17 protein-coding genes are annotated in these 16,060 nt (G+C 63.4%); 5 read left to right on the top strand and 12 right to left on the bottom strand.

Going from position 1 to position 16,060, the window contains the following annotated elements; translation table 11 throughout:
• Positions 1-2: 2 nt before the first annotated feature.
• Together ACNAOH_RS13350 and ACNAOH_RS13345 are read right to left on the bottom strand one after the other, a co-directional pair.
• Positions 3-1,379 carry a PQQ-dependent sugar dehydrogenase gene (locus ACNAOH_RS13350; protein ID WP_443970639.1) on the bottom strand — a complete coding sequence of 459 codons (1,377 nt, stop codon included), beginning with the start codon at positions 1,377-1,379 and terminating at the stop codon, positions 3-5.
• A gap of 91 nt (positions 1,380-1,470) precedes the next feature.
• Positions 1,471-1,665: a hypothetical protein gene (locus ACNAOH_RS13345; RefSeq protein WP_443970638.1), complete on the bottom strand. Its 195-nt coding sequence runs from the start codon at positions 1,663-1,665 to the stop codon at positions 1,471-1,473.
• A gap of 181 nt (positions 1,666-1,846) precedes the next feature.
• Here ACNAOH_RS13345 and ACNAOH_RS13340 point away from each other — a divergent pair, with 181 nt between their 5' ends.
• Entirely contained in the window at positions 1,847-2,071 is a 225-nt protein-coding gene (locus ACNAOH_RS13340; RefSeq protein ID WP_443970637.1) for a hypothetical protein, read from the top strand.
• Between the two features lie 24 nt (positions 2,072-2,095).
• Here ACNAOH_RS13340 and ACNAOH_RS13335 read toward each other — a convergent pair whose 3' ends face one another.
• The 6 genes from ACNAOH_RS13335 to ACNAOH_RS13310 form a co-directional block, all read right to left on the bottom strand.
• Complete coding sequence (locus ACNAOH_RS13335; protein WP_443970636.1) at positions 2,096-3,793, bottom strand: long-chain-fatty-acid--CoA ligase; 1,698 nt, start codon at positions 3,791-3,793, stop codon at positions 2,096-2,098.
• Between the two features lie 145 nt (positions 3,794-3,938).
• Positions 3,939-4,622 carry a DUF1013 domain-containing protein gene (locus tag ACNAOH_RS13330; protein ID WP_443972148.1) on the bottom strand — a complete coding sequence of 228 codons (684 nt, stop codon included), beginning with the start codon at positions 4,620-4,622 and terminating at the stop codon, positions 3,939-3,941.
• A gap of 129 nt (positions 4,623-4,751) precedes the next feature.
• On the bottom strand, positions 4,752-5,780 hold the full coding sequence (locus ACNAOH_RS13325; RefSeq protein WP_443970635.1) for a glycosyltransferase family 4 protein: 1,029 nt from the start codon (positions 5,778-5,780) through the stop codon (positions 4,752-4,754).
• A complete protein-coding gene (locus tag ACNAOH_RS13320) occupies positions 5,780-6,610 on the bottom strand; it encodes a UDP-2,3-diacylglucosamine diphosphatase (protein WP_443970634.1) in 831 nt (276 codons plus the stop codon). The genes ACNAOH_RS13325 and ACNAOH_RS13320 overlap by 1 nt, the downstream gene beginning before the upstream one ends.
• Positions 6,611-6,720: 110 nt before the next feature.
• Complete coding sequence (locus ACNAOH_RS13315; protein ID WP_443970633.1) at positions 6,721-7,341, bottom strand: glutathione S-transferase family protein; 621 nt, start codon at positions 7,339-7,341, stop codon at positions 6,721-6,723.
• Between the two features lie 13 nt (positions 7,342-7,354).
• On the bottom strand, positions 7,355-8,350 hold the full coding sequence (locus tag ACNAOH_RS13310) for an NAD(P)H-quinone oxidoreductase (RefSeq protein WP_443970632.1): 996 nt from the start codon (positions 8,348-8,350) through the stop codon (positions 7,355-7,357).
• Between the two features lie 113 nt (positions 8,351-8,463).
• Here ACNAOH_RS13310 and ACNAOH_RS13305 point away from each other — a divergent pair, with 113 nt between their 5' ends.
• The 4 genes from ACNAOH_RS13305 (at position 8,464) to ACNAOH_RS13290 (ending at position 12,601) form a co-directional block, all read left to right on the top strand.
• The gene (locus ACNAOH_RS13305; protein WP_443970631.1) at positions 8,464-8,664 is read left to right on the top strand and encodes a DUF1192 domain-containing protein; all 201 of its coding nucleotides are present in this window, start codon (positions 8,464-8,466) and stop codon (positions 8,662-8,664) included.
• 141 nt (positions 8,665-8,805) lie between these two features.
• The gene (gene clpA / locus ACNAOH_RS13300) at positions 8,806-11,151 is read left to right on the top strand and encodes an ATP-dependent Clp protease ATP-binding subunit ClpA (protein ID WP_443970630.1); all 2,346 of its coding nucleotides are present in this window, start codon (positions 8,806-8,808) and stop codon (positions 11,149-11,151) included.
• Positions 11,152-11,269: 118 nt separating this feature from the next.
• On the top strand, positions 11,270-11,920 hold the full coding sequence (locus ACNAOH_RS13295; protein WP_443970629.1) for an esterase/lipase family protein: 651 nt from the start codon (positions 11,270-11,272) through the stop codon (positions 11,918-11,920).
• Positions 11,921-11,974: 54 nt separating this feature from the next.
• The gene (locus ACNAOH_RS13290; RefSeq protein ID WP_443970628.1) at positions 11,975-12,601 is read left to right on the top strand and encodes a glutathione S-transferase family protein; all 627 of its coding nucleotides are present in this window, start codon (positions 11,975-11,977) and stop codon (positions 12,599-12,601) included.
• Between the two features lie 92 nt (positions 12,602-12,693).
• Here ACNAOH_RS13290 and ACNAOH_RS13285 read toward each other — a convergent pair whose 3' ends face one another.
• From ACNAOH_RS13285 to ACNAOH_RS13270, 4 genes are all read right to left on the bottom strand, one after another.
• Positions 12,694-13,434 carry a Bax inhibitor-1/YccA family protein gene (locus ACNAOH_RS13285; RefSeq protein WP_443970627.1) on the bottom strand — a complete coding sequence of 247 codons (741 nt, stop codon included), beginning with the start codon at positions 13,432-13,434 and terminating at the stop codon, positions 12,694-12,696.
• Positions 13,435-13,624: 190 nt separating this feature from the next.
• Complete coding sequence (locus tag ACNAOH_RS13280; protein ID WP_443970626.1) at positions 13,625-14,236, bottom strand: superoxide dismutase family protein; 612 nt, start codon at positions 14,234-14,236, stop codon at positions 13,625-13,627.
• A gap of 126 nt (positions 14,237-14,362) precedes the next feature.
• Entirely contained in the window at positions 14,363-15,418 is a 1,056-nt protein-coding gene (locus ACNAOH_RS13275) for an OmpA family protein (RefSeq protein ID WP_443970625.1), read from the bottom strand.
• A gap of 127 nt (positions 15,419-15,545) precedes the next feature.
• On the bottom strand, positions 15,546-16,046 hold the full coding sequence (locus ACNAOH_RS13270) for a DUF2793 domain-containing protein (protein ID WP_443970624.1): 501 nt from the start codon (positions 16,044-16,046) through the stop codon (positions 15,546-15,548).
• Between the last annotated feature and the right edge of the window lie 14 nt (positions 16,047-16,060).

The following is a 16,060-nucleotide window of genomic DNA, read 5'->3' as shown; positions in this document are numbered from 1 at the left end:
ATCTATTTCGCCTGAGCGACTGGGGCGCTCGCAGGGGGTGCGCGCTCCGGCGCAGCGGAATTGCGGATGCGCCAGATGACACCGCCCGTGTCATCGCTCACCAGCAGCGAACCGTCGCCCTTGATCAGCGGCCAGACCGGGCGGCCCTGCGCCTGACCGTCCTTGTTCAGAAAACCAGTGAGAAGATCGATGGGCTTGCCAGTCGGGCGGCCCTTGGCATCGAACGGCACATAGACGACCTTGTAACCGGCCGGCGGCACGCGGTTCCAGCTGCCGTGCAGAGCCACGAACGCGCCATTGGTGAAGGGTGCGCCCAGACCGGAACCGTCAGTGAAGGCAAAGCCAAGCGGAGCAACGTGCACGCCGAGGGCGTAATCAGGCCTGCGGGTGTATTCCCGCAAGTCGGGGCGCTCGGGCTGGACCCGCTTGTCCTCATAGCCGCCCCAGTAATTCCACGGCCAGCCATAGAACGCCGCGAACTCGACCTGCGTGAGATAATCCGGCACGAGATCCGAGCCGAGCATGTCCCGCTCGTTCACCGTGGCCCAGAGCTCGCCGGTGTCAGGCTTGATCGCGAGACCAGTGGGATTGCGCAGGCCACTGGCATAGACATTATAGCCAGCCTTGCCCGGCGTGACTTCCATGATGAGGGCGCGATAATCCTCAAGGTCGAGGCCGGTTTCGGCGACGTTGGAGTTGGAGCCGACGCCGATATAGAGCTTCGTGCCGTCCTTGTTGGCGACGAGGGACTTGGTCCAGTGATAATTGGGACCGTTGGCAGGGAGCTTCAGGACCAGCCGGCCCTTCGCTGTAATCTTGGTGTCGCCGGTCTTGTAGGGGAAGGCGAGCAGCGCATCGGTGTTCGCGACGTAGAGCGCGTCTCCGACCAAGGCCATGCCATAGGGCGAGGTAAGACCCGTGAGGAACATGAACTGCTGCTCGGCTACGCCGTCGCCGTTCGCATCACGCAGCAGCCGAATGCGATCCGGCGAAGGCGCTCCTGCGCCCGCGCTGCCCATCAGCTTGCTCATGATCCAGTCGCGAACGCCCTCGACCTTCCTGGGCTGGCTGTTGGTCTCGGCGACAAGGATGTCGCCATTGGGCAGCAGAAGCATCGTGCGGGGATGATCGAGACCAGCGGCGAAGCGAGTGACGGAGAGGCCACGGGGCGCAGTGGGCGCCGCATCCGCCGCCCAGCCGACTGGCTTGGCGATCTTCACCGTAGGCAGGATCTGCCGGCGCTGTTCGGTGAACTTGGGCTCGCGCCCTTGCAGGTCGCTTTCCGAGAGGCGCGCGACATCGGGACGAGTGAGAATGAACAGGATGACGGCGATGACGAGAACGAGGATCGTCACGCCCCACAGCAGATACTTCTTCATTCCCGCGCCCTATCTCTTTTGAACGACGACCTTGCCTCGCCTTAGCGTAACGCACAGGCGATCATCCAGTCGCATCGTAACGATTCCGCTCTTAACGCCGTCCGCGACGCCAAATGAAAATCGCGATTGCGACGCCAATGGCCGTGCCCGCGATCAGCCCTACGGTTGGCTGACCATATTCTCCGCCAATGATGACGCCCGCGATCATCAGCAGGGCGAGCGGCGCGCCGCCAGCGAGGCCGGAAGTCGTGCCGGCAGGACGATTGGAAGGAGGCTTGCTGTTCATAGCCTCCGCCATGCCATGGCTCGCGGGCCAGTGCCAGCGCGCTTTCGCGCGTCCGATTTCGGGTCACTCTTTGCCTAAGAGAACGTTCACCGCGATGCTTGGCGACTTGGTGAAGGCCCGGCCTCTAGCAGGCGATCAGCGCCGGGGCATTGAGCCAAGGCCGCAAATGACACGAGGCCCGATGCACCTGCCCTCCGCATATCTACCCATGCTGTCGAGTCGCCGCAGCTATGATGACGCAAACGCGCTCATCGAGGCCTTTGGCGAGATGGCTGGGCATGAGGCGGCGCTGCGCGCCGATCGCAGCCGGGACTTAGGCAATCACATCCACTTCTGCCACTGGCGGCAGATCGAGCGGATGATCGCGCTGCTACTCATCCCCGAGACTATCGGAACGGTGCACTGACGCGAGACTGCCTTTCGCCGCTGGTCAGGCAGTCTGGGAGGCTGCGGCAGCCTTCGCCTTTTCCTCCTCGACCAGCTCCTTGCGGCTCAATTTGCCGACCAGCGTCTTGGGGAGGCTTTCGCGAATCTCGACCATCTCCACTCGCTCATGCTTGCCAAGCTGTGGGTTAAGCCAGGCCTTGAGTGCAATAGCGTCGATCTCCTCGGCGGCCTCCGGCTTCAGGGTGACGAACGCCTTGGGGCACTCGCCACGGTAGGAATCGGGGATGCCGATTACCAAGGCTTCGCGCACGGCCGGATGGCGATACAGCACGGCCTCGATCTGGCTCGGGAAGACCTTGAAGCCTCCCACTGCGATCATGTCCTTGATGCGATCGACCACGCGGATATAGCCGTCCTCGTCGATCACGCCGACGTCTCCGGTCCGCAGATAGCCGTTCATGAACACCTCGGCATCCGACTCCGGCTTGTTCCAATAGCCGCGCATCGTCTGGGGTCCGGCGAAGGCGATCTCTCCCGGCTCGCCCGCCGGGGCATCGCGGCTGGGGTCTTCGCGATCGAGCAGGCGAACCCGGGTGCCGGGAATGGGCTGGCCGATCGTGCCGCTCTTGCCCGGCAGCTCATAGGGATTGGCGGAGACCACACCGCTCGACTCGGTCAGGCCATAGCCCTCTACCAGCTTTGCGCCAGTCGCTTCCTCGAAGCGCTGCTTGAGTTGCAGCGGCAGGGGTGCGCCACCGGAAATGCAGACGCGCAAGGTCGAGAAATTGGTCTTCGGCAGGTCGGGGCAATCGAGCAGCGCCTGAAACATGGTGGGCACGCCGGGGAGCGCAGTCGCGCTGGTTCGCGTGATTGCCGCGAGGGTCTGACGGGCGTCGAACCGGGGCAGCATCACGATCTCCCCGCCGTGCGAAATGGTGCGATTAAGCACAGCGGTATTGGCGAAGACATGGAAGAAGGGCAGCACGCCGACAATCCGGTCCTGCTGCTCCAGATGCGGATCGAGCATGTTCACTTGACGCGCATTCGCCGTAAGATTCTGATGGGTGAGCATCGCGCCCTTCGGCCGGCCCGTCGTCCCGCCGGTATACTGAAGCAGAGCGAGGTCGTCGGCCCCGACATCGGGCACGATGCAACCGCCATCATTGTCGATAAGCGCCGAGAAGCGGGTGATGCGCGGATCATCCGGCACGTCCGCCATCTCCTTGCGGCGGAACAGACGATAGGCGAGCGACTTGCCGGCAGGCAGCACGCCTGCGATCGAGCCGACGATCAGCCGCTCTATGCATGAGCCGTTGAGCACTTCGAACGCGGTGCCGAAGAGCTGCTGGGCTGACAGGGTGAAGAGAATGCGGGTGCCGCTGTCCTCGGCCTGATGCTCAAGCTCCTCCGCCGTGTAGAGCGGCGAGAAATTGACGACGACCGCGCCGATCATCATCGCGCCGTAATAGGCGGCGATATAGTGCGGCACATTGGGCAGGTAGAGGCCGACGCGCTCACCGCGCTGAACGCCCAGGCGCTGCAGCCCGCAGGCGACGCGCCGCGCGCCGTCGAGCACTTCGGCATAGCTATATTTGCGGCTGTAGAAGTCTGCGAGAGGCGCGTCCGGCGTGCGTGCCGCTGATGCTTCGAGCATCTGAGGAACCGTCAGCGGGGGATAGCTCTGCTCCCACGCGAAAGGATGGTCATAGCGATCCTGCCAGATCCAGCGCTTGCTCTCCATGAGCCAAGGCTAGGACAAGCAGGGGCCGGCCGCAACTACTTTACGTTAGCGTAAGCGTCAGGCTCTCGGCGCTGGCGCGGCCGTAAGGGCAAGCTGCGGGCATGGGCGGCGCCGGGAGCGCCGACCCCACCCGCAGAATTCCGACTCAGACGTGGCCTTTGTTGTCGCTGAACGGATCGAGAATTGTCGCGACGTCGTTGATCGCGGCAGCCTCGGCATTCAGCGCTTCATCGGCCAGACGCTGCTGCGTCTCACGCTCGCGGCGCAACTCCTCGATCAGAGCTTCGCGGTCGCCAGCCAGACGGCTGTCGGTCGGCGCCTCGATGCCCGCCTTCTTGGCAGTGCGGGCAACCAGAGCATCCAGTTCGCGCTGCGAGCACAGGCCGAGCGTTACCGGATCCTTGGGCTGGATGTTCGAGATGTTCCAATGTGTGCGCTCGCGGATCGCCTGAATGGTGTTGCGCGTGGTGCCGATCAGCTTGCCAATCGCGCCGTCCGAAACTTCCGGGTGATGGCGCAGAATCCAAGCAATGCCGTCCGGCTTGTCCTGCCGCTTGGAAACCGGCGTGTAGCGCGGCCCCTTGGTGCGGCGCACGGGGTCCGGTCCCTTGACCATCACGAGACGATAGTCCGGATTGGCCTCGCCCTTGTGGATTTCTTCCATCGTGATTTCATGGGCACGGACGGGATCGCGGCCGGTATATTTGGTCGCGGCGGTATCGTCTGCGATTGCCTGCACTTCGAGAATGTGCAGGCCGCAGAATTCGGCGATCTGCTCGAAGCTGAGCGCGGTATTGTCGACCAGCCAGCTGGCGGTGGCGTGGGGCATGAGCGGCTGTGCCACTTGCGGTCTCCTGTGAGCCTTAAAAACGCGTGCGGCCGCCCCTCGCGGAGCGGCCTTCCCCTCTCATTTAGAACAACGCGGAACCAAGGGCAAGGGATTGCGCAGGATCGGCGCTCAGGCCGCGACGGGCATGCCCACCCGGTCGACGAAGCGCAGGGCAGCGAGAAACTGGAAGGCGCTGCTGCGCCATCCGAAACCCGCGCCATAGGCAGCACAGAGCGCGCGATCCCTGCCCAGCGCGCCAGCGACAGCGCGCGACAGATCTTCGTCCATGCAGCCGACTTCATCGTTCAGCACATCCAGCGGGCCGGGCACGGGCATCGCCGCCACAGGCGTGCCGCAGGACAGCGCCTCTATCATCACGAGACCGAAGGTATCCGTGCGACTGGGGAAGACGAGCGCGTCGGCGCCGCGATAGGCGGCTGCCAGGGCTTCCCCGGCAAGAACGCCCAGAAACCGCGCCTCGGGATAGGCGCGCTCCAGCGCCGGACGCGCCGGGCCATCGCCCACGATCACTTTCGTGCCCGCGCTATCCAGCTTGAGGAACGCCTCGATATTCTTCTCGACCGCCACCCGGCCGACATTGAGGAGAATGGGGCGCGGCAAGCCCTCGAAGGCGGGATGTGCGGGGCCATGGGGCCGGAACAGGCTGTGGTCGACGCCCCTGCCCCAGTGCCGGGTATGAGAAATGCCAGCCTTCGCCAGCTCAGCCCGAATCGTGGGTGTCGAGACCAGTACCGCGCTCGCCGCGCCGTGAAACCACCGAAAATAAGGCCAGAACCACTCAGGCGAGAGCCCGGTGCGCTGCGCGACATAGTCCGGGAAACTGGTGTGGAAAGCAGTCGTGAAAGGGAGACCTTCCCGCAGGCACCACACACGGGCGGCAAGGCACAGCGGGCCTTCGGTGGCGAGATGAATCGCGTCCGGCTCGAACGCCGAAAGCCGCCGGCCGACTGCGCCGGGCGTGGCGAGCGCGAGCCGGATTTCCGCATAGGTCGGGCACGGCACAGTGGGAAAAGCGCTGGGCTCGATCACTTCGACACTATGACCGAGCGCGCGAAGCTCCGCGCATGTCGCCCCGAGCGTGCGGACGACGCCGTTCACCTGCGGCTCCCACGCATCGGTGACGATGGCGACACGCATCAGGCGGCGATCTCCAGATCAAGCGCAGCTTCCACGCTCTCCCGCGCCGCGATCTCGTCGGCCCAGTGCAGCACTTCCATGCGGCCGTCATGATGCTCGACAAGAGCCGTGCAGCCCTCAACCCAGTCACCGTCATTATAATATGTGACCGCGCCGAACTGCCGGATTTCGGCGGTATGGATGTGGCCGCAAACAACCCCGTCCACGTGTCGCCGCCCCGCCTCATGCGCCACGATCTCCTCAAAGCGGGAGATGAAGGCCACGGCATTCTTCACCTTGTGCTTGGCGACCTTCGAGAGCGACCAGTAAGGCATGCCGAGCCACTGGCGGATCTGGTTGACCCGCCGGTTCAGGCCCATCAGCACCGTGTAGGCGGCATCCCCGACCACCGCGAGCCAGCGATGCGCCAGCATGACCGTGTCGAATTCGTCGCCATGGAGAACGAGCAGCTTGCGGCCGTCCGCCGTGGTGTGGATGTGCTTGCGCCGGATCTCGACCCCACCGAAGTTCATCCCCGTGAACTGGCGGAACATCTCGTCATGATTGCCGGGAATATAGATGACGCGCGTGCCGCGCCGCGCGCGCTTCATGATCCGCCAGACGATGTCGTTGTGACCGGTAGGCCAGTAGAAGCGCTTCTTGAGCTGCCAGCCATCGACGATGTCGCCCACGAGATAAAGCGTGTCGCTGTCCACGCTGTCGAGGAAATCGACGAGCATGGCGGCGTTGCAGCCGCGCGTGCCAAGATGAATGTCCGAGATCCAGATCGTGCGATAGCGCCTCCGGCCGCAGTTACCCGCAACCGGCATGATCGAACTGACTGCGTTCATAAGGACCGCCCTGCCCCGCGTTTTGCCTTGGCGAGCCTTTAGCGGAGCAATGTGACAGTTTTTCTCGGGATATGACGGGTTTGAGACACTGAGGCAGCGTGCGCCACCGCTTAATCCGTGATCGCGATGTGCCCCGGCAGACGCGCGACACGGCCGAGCCAGGAGGCCACCGAAGGGTAGTCCGCGAGATTGAAACCGCCTTCCCCCGCCACATGCGTGTAGGCATAGAGGCAGATGTCAGCGAGCGTCGGCCCTTCACCCACCAGCCAGCGTCGTCCGCGCAAATGGTCGTCCATCAGGGCCAGAGCGGCCTTCCCGGCAGCCACCTTTCCGGGCAGCAGCGCTTTCTGCAGATCGTCCAGCGCCGCCTCCCCCACGACCGTGCGCCAATAGCGGACCGTCGCGATATTGGGCTCGTGATTATACTGTTCCCAGAACAGCCAGCGCATCATGTCCGCCTGATCGAACCGGTCGGTCGGGATCAGCGGGGAGCCGTGCGCCAGCCACAGGCAAGCCGCGTTGCTCTCCGGCAGGAAGCGATCGCCCAATTGCAGAACCGGGATACGACCGTTGGCGTTAACATGCGCGAGGAAGTCCGGCGTTCGCGTCTCGCCAGTCACGATGTCGTAATGGCGCCGCTCGATCGGCACGCCAAGCAGCGCCGCCGTCAGGCGGATCTTGTAGCAGTTCCCCGACGGGGCATATTCGTGAAGCCTGATGGTTTCAGTCATCCGGTCGTGACCCTCAGAGCGTCAGAACGATCTTGCCGACATGGTCGCCCGCTTCCATGCGCCGATGCGCCTCTGCTGCCTGCGCCAGCGGGAAGGTGCGGTCCATGGCCGGGCGGAGCTGCCCGCTCTCGACGAATGGCCAGACATTCTGCGCGATTTCATGCACCAGCAGCGCCTTGAGGCCTGCGGAACGAGGGCGCAGTGTGGAGCCCGTGAGCGTGAGACGGCGCCGCATGATCTCGGGAATGAAGATGCGGGCCTTTGCGCCGCCGAGCACGGCGATCGAGACATGACGACCATCCTCAGCGAGGCAGCGCAGGTTACGCGGCAGATAATCGCCACCGACCATATCCAGTACCGCATCGGCGCCCGCACCGTCGGTGATGCGCTTCACCGCCTCGACGAAGTCCTCGCTGCGATAGTTGATTGCGTGGCCGGCACCCCAGTCCATCGCCGCCGCGCATTTCTCGTCGCTGCCGCAGGTCACGATGCTGGTGATGCCGAAGAGGCGGCAGAGCGAGATCGCCATGGTGCCGATGCCGCTGGTGCCACCGTGGATGAGGACAATGTCGCCCTCCACCACATAAGCGCGCTCGAAAAGGTTCGCCCATACGGTCATGAGTGTTTCGGGGATGGCCGCCGCCTCGACCAGCGACAGGCCCGGAGGCACCGGGAAGCACTGTGCGTGCGCCGCCACGGCATAGGGCGCATAGCCCCCTCCTGCCACCAGCACGCAGACCTGCTGCCCAATCACGGCAGCGTCCACGCCTTGGCCCGCTGCCACGATCTCGCCAGCGACCTCCAGTCCCGGCAGCGGAGAGGCATCGGCCGGCGGGGGATACGCTCCCATGCGCTGGAGAACATCCGGCCGATTGACGCCCGCAGACGCCACCCGCACGAGCACTTCCCCCGCGCGCGGGCAAGGAACGGGCACGCGCTGCATCTCCAGCACGTCCGGACCTCCCGGCTCCCGAATGACGATCGCATTCATCTCGGCCGGCACAGTCATGCCCACACTCCCCGCGCTTGCCATCGCATTGTTCTCCCGCCGCTTTCGCACCCCCGTGCGGCTCGCCGCAGCCCTTATTGACAGCCCCCGGCTTTGGGTCAACACTGGCGGACATGGACGCGGACGACGACAGGCCCCGCCATCGCGCGGATGACGCTCTGGCGCAGCTGGTCAGGCAAGATCTCGATCCTTTGTCTGTCTCCGAGCTGGATGCGCGCATCGTGGCTCTCGAAGCCGAGATCGAGCGATGTCGCGCAAAACGCGAGCGCGGGATTAACCACAAGGCAAGCGCGGAAGCGCTATTTCGAAAATGAGAAGAACGCGGGCAGGATCGCCGGACGGCGCATATCGGCCCTCGGACAATCCGGCTGGCATGGCTGCCCTTGAAGGCGGACCATGCCGCGCCGACATTGGTCGTGAAGCGTCCCCCAAGAGGGTCGCAGGAGAATAAAACTATGCCTTCCTTTGCATCTGCCCTGGAAACCACCCTGCACAGCGCGCTGGCTCACGCCTCCGAGCGCCGCCACGAATATGCGACGCTGGAGCATCTGCTGCTCGCGCTCATTGACGATGAGCACGCGGCGAAGGTGATGCAGGCGTGCGGCGTCGAGCTGGGCGAACTGGGCGACACTGTCACACACTATCTCGATACCGAGCTGGAGAGCCTCAAGGTAACCGGCGAAGTCGATCCCTCCCCGACCAGCGGCTTCCAGCGGGTCGTCCAGCGGGCGATCCTCCACGTCCAGTCTTCCGGCAAGGAAGAAGTGACCGGCGCCAACGTGCTCGTCGCGCTCTTCTCCGAGCGGGAGAGCTATGCCGTCTATTTCCTCCAGCAGCAGGACATGAGCCGGCTGGATGCGGTGAGCTATCTCAGCCACGGCGTTGGCAAGGGCGTGCAGCAGCCGGAAACGCCCAAGGCCGCCAAGTCCGATGAGAAGGAACCGCGTGGCGAGGCCAAGAAGAAGGACGGCGCGCTCGACCAGTTCACCGTCAACCTCAACGAGAAGGCCATGGAGGGCAAGGTCGATCCGCTGATCGGCCGCGCCGCCGAGGTCGACCGGACAATCCAGATCCTGTGCCGCCGCTCGAAGAACAACCCACTCTATGTGGGCGATCCGGGCGTGGGCAAGACCGCGATCGCAGAAGGTCTGGCGCGCAAAATCGTCGAGGGCGAAGTGCCCGAGGTCTTGAAAGAGGCCGTGATCTACTCGCTCGACATGGGCGCTCTGCTTGCCGGAACGCGCTATCGCGGTGACTTCGAGGAGCGTCTGAAGGCCGTCGTCTCCGAGTTGGAGAAGATGCCCCACGCCGTGCTGTTCATCGACGAGATCCACACGGTGATCGGCGCCGGTGCAACCAGCGGCGGCGCAATGGATGCATCCAACCTCCTGAAGCCGGCGCTCTCGGGCGGATCGATCCGTTGCATCGGCTCCACGACGTACAAGGAGTTCCGCAATCACTTCGAGAAGGATCGCGCGCTGCTGCGCCGGTTCCAGAAGATCGACGTGAACGAGCCGACCGTCGAGGATACCATCAAGATCCTCGCCGGACTGCGCTCGGCCTTCGAGCAGCATCATTCGGTGCGCTACACGCCCGACGCGATCAAGGCAGCGGTGGAGCTCTCCGCGCGCTACATCAACGATCGCAAGTTGCCGGACAAGGCGATCGACGTGATCGACGAGGTCGGCGCGATGCAGATGCTGGTGGTGCCCTCGCGGCGCAAGAAAGTCATTACGCCCAAGGAAGTCGAGGCGGTGATTGCCACCATGGCGCGAATTCCTCCCAAGACCGTGTCGTCCGACGACAAAACCGTGCTGGAGACGCTCCAGACAGACCTCAAGCGCGTCGTCTTCGGGCAGGACAAGGCAATCGAGGTGCTCTCCTCCGCGATCAAGCTCAGCCGTGCTGGCCTGCGCGATCCGGACAAGCCGATCGGCAACTATCTGTTCTCCGGCCCCACGGGCGTCGGCAAGACGGAGGTTGCCCGCCAGCTTGCGCATCTGCTGGGCATTCCGCTCCAGCGCTTCGACATGTCGGAATATATGGAGCGCCACTCGGTCAGCCGCCTCATCGGCGCGCCTCCGGGTTATGTCGGCTACGATCAGGGTGGCCTGCTGACCGACGCGATCGACCAGAATCCGCATTGCGTGCTGCTGCTCGACGAGATCGAGAAAGCCCATCCGGACCTGTTCAACATCCTGCTGCAGGTGATGGACAACGGGCGCCTCACCGATCACCACGGCAAGACGGTCGACTTCCGCAACGTCATTCTCATCATGACGACAAACGCGGGCGCATCCGACATGGCCAAGGAGTCGATCGGCTTCGGCGATCTGGGTGGCCGCGAAGACGTGCAGGAAGAGGCCGTGAAGAAGCTCTTCACGCCTGAGTTCCGCAACCGCCTCGATGCCATCGTGCCGTTCGATTATCTGCCGAGCGACGTGGTCAGCCGCGTTGTCGACAAGTTCATCCTGCAGCTCGAGCTGCAGCTCGCCGACCGCGATGTGCACATTACGCTGGATGATGAGTCCCGCGCATGGCTCACCGCGCGTGGCTATGACAAGCTGTATGGCGCGCGCCCGATGGGCAGGCTGATGCAGGAGAAGATCAAGCAGCCGCTCGCTGAGGAGCTGCTCTTCGGTAAGCTTGTCCATGGCGGCGAAGTGCATGTCCGGCTGAAGGACGGCGTGCTCAGCTTCGAGATCACGCCGGCTGCGCCCAAGGCGACGCGCAAAGGCGGCAAGTCCGCACCGAAAGGCGGCGGCAAGTCCAAGCCCAAGGCGGACGCGCCCAAGGGCTGAGCCTTCTGATTTGATGAAAAGGGCGGTTCGCGATTGAGCGGGCCGCCCTTTCTTGCGGGAACAGAAGTTTGACGGGCGGAGGAAGCGGGATAGTGACCGAAGGATGAAAGGCTCGGTCGTGCTCCTTCACGGATTTGCCGGTTTGCCCGGCGTGATGCAGCCCTTTGCGTTTGCACTCCGCAAACAAGGCTATCGGACCATAGCGCCCTGGTATGACAGCTGGCGCTTGCCCCTGCGCACCATCGTCGACAGGCTGGCGCCGAGAGTGGCGGCATTCGCCAGTGCGCAACCCGCAGACGAGCCAGTGCACTTCGTTTGTCATTCCATGGGCGGTCTGGTGGCGCGAGCATTGATCGCGCGGCAGCGGCCAGCGCAACTCGGCCGCGTCGTCATGCTGGGCACGCCCAGCCGGGGGAGCGAGCTTGCCGATCTTCTCGATCGCTGGCCGGCGACGCGAACGGTGCTGGGCCAAGCCGCGCCCGCGTTGGTCACAATGCGGGATCCGGAACTCGAGGCCGTGCTGGGCCGGGTGGACTTTCCGCTCGGTGTCGTAGCGGGGGATCGACCGATGATGCGCGGCCTTTCGGATCGCATCCTGCCTGCTCCGCATGACGGCAAAGTGTCCGTCGCGTCCACCCATGTCGCTGGGGAAAGCGATCACATCGTCTTGCCGCTCAGCCATATGATGCTTGCCTATCATCCCGCCGCGCAGGCGCAGACCGCAGCCTTTCTGGAAAGCGGGGCGTTCTCGCGGCAGAAAGGCGTTTGACGCCGTCGCCGGTCGCTATATTTTCCAGCCCAGCCGCGATGGGAGAGACGTGCGATGACCGAGGAAATCGAGTTCTATACCAATCCCATGTCGCGAGGTCAGATCGGCCGGTGGATGCTGCACGAGGTGGGCGCACCTTACGATCAGCACATATTGAGCTACGAGGACGGCATGAAATCGGCAGATTATCTGGCGATAAATCCCATGGGGAAGGTGCCGGCGATCGTCCACAAGGGCAAGGTGGTGACGGAGTGCGCGGCGATCTGCGCCTATCTGGCCGACGCCTTTCCGCAGGCGGGCCTCGCGCCGGCAACGGAGGATCGTGCCGACTATTATCGCTGGCTGTTCTTTGCGGCCGGCCCGGTCGAGGCCGCCGTAACGAACAGGGCCGCAGGATTCGATCCGACCGCCGAGCAAGGCCGGATGTTCGGCTATGGCAGCTATGACCGGGCAATCGGCACGCTGGACGCGGCGCTCTCCGCATCGGATTATATCTGCGGCAGCCGATTCACGGCGGCGGACGTGTATATCGGCGCACAGGTGACCTGGGGCACGATGTTCGGCACGATCCACAAGACGCCAGCGTTCGAGCGCTATGTGGAGAGGGTCACATCCCGCCCCGCTTATAAGGCGGCCAAGGCAATTGACGACGCGCTGATTGCCGCAATGAAGTCACAGTAGCACCAGCAACGGCGGACCGGAGCATTCCCGCTAAGCAAAAGGCCCGACGGATCGCTCCGCCGGGCCTTCGCTTTTAGAAACTGTCGTCGCGATCAGTCGCGCGAGCTGCCCATGAAGCGCAGCAGGAACATGAACATGTTCACGAAGTCCAGATAGAGGTTCAGCGCGCCCATGATGACCGCCTTGCCCATGAAGTCGGTGCCAGCGACATAGGCATACTGGTCCTTGAGCTTCTGCGTGTCATAGGCGGTCAGACCCGCGAAGATCAGCACGCCGAGAACGCTCACAGCAAGCGACAGAGCGCTCGACTGCAGCCACAGGTTGATGAGGCTGGCAATGATGATGCCAACCACGCCCATGATGAGGAACGTGCCGAAACCCGACAGATCCTTCTTGGTCGTGTAGCCATAGAGGCTAAGGCCCGCAAAAGCCGCTGCCGTCGCGAAGAAGGTCTGCGCGATCGACGTGCCGGTGTAGACCAGGAAGATAGACGCCATGGAAAGGCCCATGACGACGGCATATGCCCAGTACAGCAGCTGCGCGGTGCTCGTCGAAAGGCGATTGATACCGAAGCTCAGCACCAGCACGAACGCCAACGGCGCGAACATCAGCACATATTTGAGCGGGCCGGGGCCAGCCAGGATCTGGTAGGCCATGCCGCTCTGAGCGAAGAGCAGGGCGACAATACCCGTCACCAGCACGCCGCTCGCCATATAATTATATATGGAGAGCATGTAGGAGCGCAGGCCGGCGTCAGTGACACCCGCATTTGCGCTTCCGGCGGCGCCGTTGAAACCCGTCGACGCCATACGGGGATCCGGCCAATTAGCCATTTCAGATAATCTCCTTGGGCCGGCACTATGCCGGTTCAGGATCGAATATCGTAGGGATGGCGCTCTGTTTCAAGCAAAACCGGGCGAAGCAACAAAATGCGACACTTATCAAGTCGCTCGCACGGGCAGACGGACGAGCGACTTATGTCGCCGCCCGCCTGAATAGCTGCATCAGATAGCGACTTGTCGCTTAGGCGGCAGGAAACGCTGCACACGCGATCCGTGCGCCGCTGTTGCCGGACGGATCGGTCTTTTCGTCGTCCGGATCGGCGTGAATGAGGATGGCCGCGCCATCGCTGTCCAGCATGGGCTGCTCACCACCGGTCAGGCGCACGCCCGCCAGTTCGGTTTCGAACTTCACTGTGCCATCGGCGGCCACGGTCAAATTGGGAAGGTCGCCCGCATGAGCCCCTTGCGGATTCTCATGTCCATGCTTCTTGGAAGCGGGATTCCAATGTCCGCCAGCGGACTCGAACTTCGGCGTTTCACATTTTCCCGTCATGTGAACGTGGAAGCCATGCTCGCCCGGCGGAAGATTGCGCCCATTGATCGCCAGCATCGTGCCGCCAGCCGTTTCGGTCAATGTCGCGTCACCGATCGTCGCACCCTTCGCGTCGATCAGCGGAACCGTCTTGGACATCGAAACCATGTTGCTCGTCGCGTCGTTCGCGCTGGTCTGGTTCGAGGCCATTGCGTTCGCGGCATCGGCCTCATTGGCCGAGGGGTTGGATGAGCAGGCGCTCATGGCCGCGAGCAGAGCAAGGCCGAGAGCGGGGCGAGCGAGGGAGGGCGCTTTCATCATCCGAGGCGAACGTATGTCAGCGGCCTGAGTTCCGAACTGGCCGAACGAAACCCAAAAAGAGAGCTCATATAAGAAAAGGGACCGGTTGCCCGGCCCCTTCCCTTTTCCGTTCGGATATCCCGACGATTACTGGCCGGAGCCAGGACCGTAAGTGATTTCCACGCGACGGTTCTGCAGTTCGCGAACACCGTCGGCGGTCTCGACGCGCGGACGGCTCTCACCGAAGGCCTCGCTGGTGATGACACCATCGGGGATACCCTTCGACGTGAGGTAAGCGCGGACCGACGAGTTACGACGCTCGGACAGGCCGACGTTGTACTTCGGCGAACCCGACTTATCGGCGTGACCGGCAAGCATGACCTGCGCGTTACCGCAATCCGCATAAGCCGAAACCGCGTTATCGAGGATCGCAGCGGCGTCGGGCGTGATGTCCGACTTATCCCACTCGAAGAACACGATGTACGGCCCAGGCGTGCACTGCGCAGCCGGAGGCGGCGGAGGCGGCGGGGGCGGAGGCGGCGGAGGGGGCGGCGGCGGAGGCGGCGGGGGCGGCGGAGGCGTCGGCGAACCGAAGTTATAAGCCAGACCCAGCAGCAGGCTGTGGCTGCGGAAGCGCTCCGACAGGCCAACATTGCTGGTGCTGACCAGATCAATGTTGTCATGCGTGAAGAAGCGATACTTCAGCGAGATGTCCACATTCTGCGAGAGCGGAGCGCGAACGCCCGCAATCGCCTGCCATGCGAAACCACTGTCGGAATCGCGCACGTCAGGACCGGAGATCTTCGTGCGGGCGATACCGACACCGCCACCGACGAAGCCCTGCAGGCCGTCATCGGGACCGAAGTCGAGCAAGCCGTTCAGCATGAAGCTGTCGACGCGGGCCATGCCGCCGGGCAGGCTTGCAGCGCGATTGCTGTAGAGCGTGCCCTTATTGTCCGACTTCTTGTGGGAATATTCGGTCTCGAGACGGAAACCGCCGAAGTCGTAGCCAATGGTGCCTTCGGCATCATAGCCCGTCTTGTGATCCACGGTGGACGTAATACCGTTCGCATAAGTGACATCGGTATCTTCGACAATCATGCCGCCGATACCCGCACCAACGTAGAACGAGTCATCACGCGCGAGGGCGGGGGACGCCATCGCGGTGGAAGCGAGCGCTATGGCCAGGCCAAGCTTCCGCATAATCTTCCCCTTTCAAATATAGGTCGCAAGAGACTGCCACTACGCTCTAAGCCCACGAAAGTTTCGTGGCAAGCGTCCACAAGCGCCGAAAAGTGGGACTGTTGCACAAATGTCGCGATTATTTTGGTCACGCTATGAGACCATGCGCACGCATTGCAGAAAGAATGTTGGCAATCGCGGAGCGTGCCTGCGCATCCACGGTGGGGCCTCCGGTAGCGTTGGAGATACTTCCCTGCCGCTGCCCCACCACGCGCTGGCCGTCCACATACAAGCCGTCAGCGCGCACGCGATCTCGGGTCCACGTCGTACCGTCGAAGATGGAGTCATCGCCCCGGTCCAACACATGAAAACGCCATCCGGCTTGCGGACGCGCGAAGAGCCAGCCGCCATTGCTCCAAAGAGCGACCTCCCCAGCATGACCTGCCCAGTCTCCGTGGGGAGAGGCAGCCACGATCCACGACGAGCCGGGTTCTGGCGTCGCGGGCGGGTTGGACGGTTCGGCACTCTCGACGACAGGCTGCACCAGCATGTCGAGCGTGGCGAGCGCTTGATTGTGAAACATCTCCTTGAGCGCCTGACCGGCGAAAAGAAGCGGCAGTTGCAGGCGATCGGTCACATCTTCAGCCATGGCAAAAATCCTGA

The sequence above is a fragment of the Sphingobium sp. CR28 genome, assembly GCF_052327305.1.
In the GTDB taxonomy this organism is placed as follows: Bacteria; Pseudomonadota; Alphaproteobacteria; order Sphingomonadales; family Sphingomonadaceae; genus Sphingobium.
The sequence above is the reverse complement of the archived record's forward strand: the minus strand, read 5'-3'. Positions and strand labels throughout refer to the sequence as shown.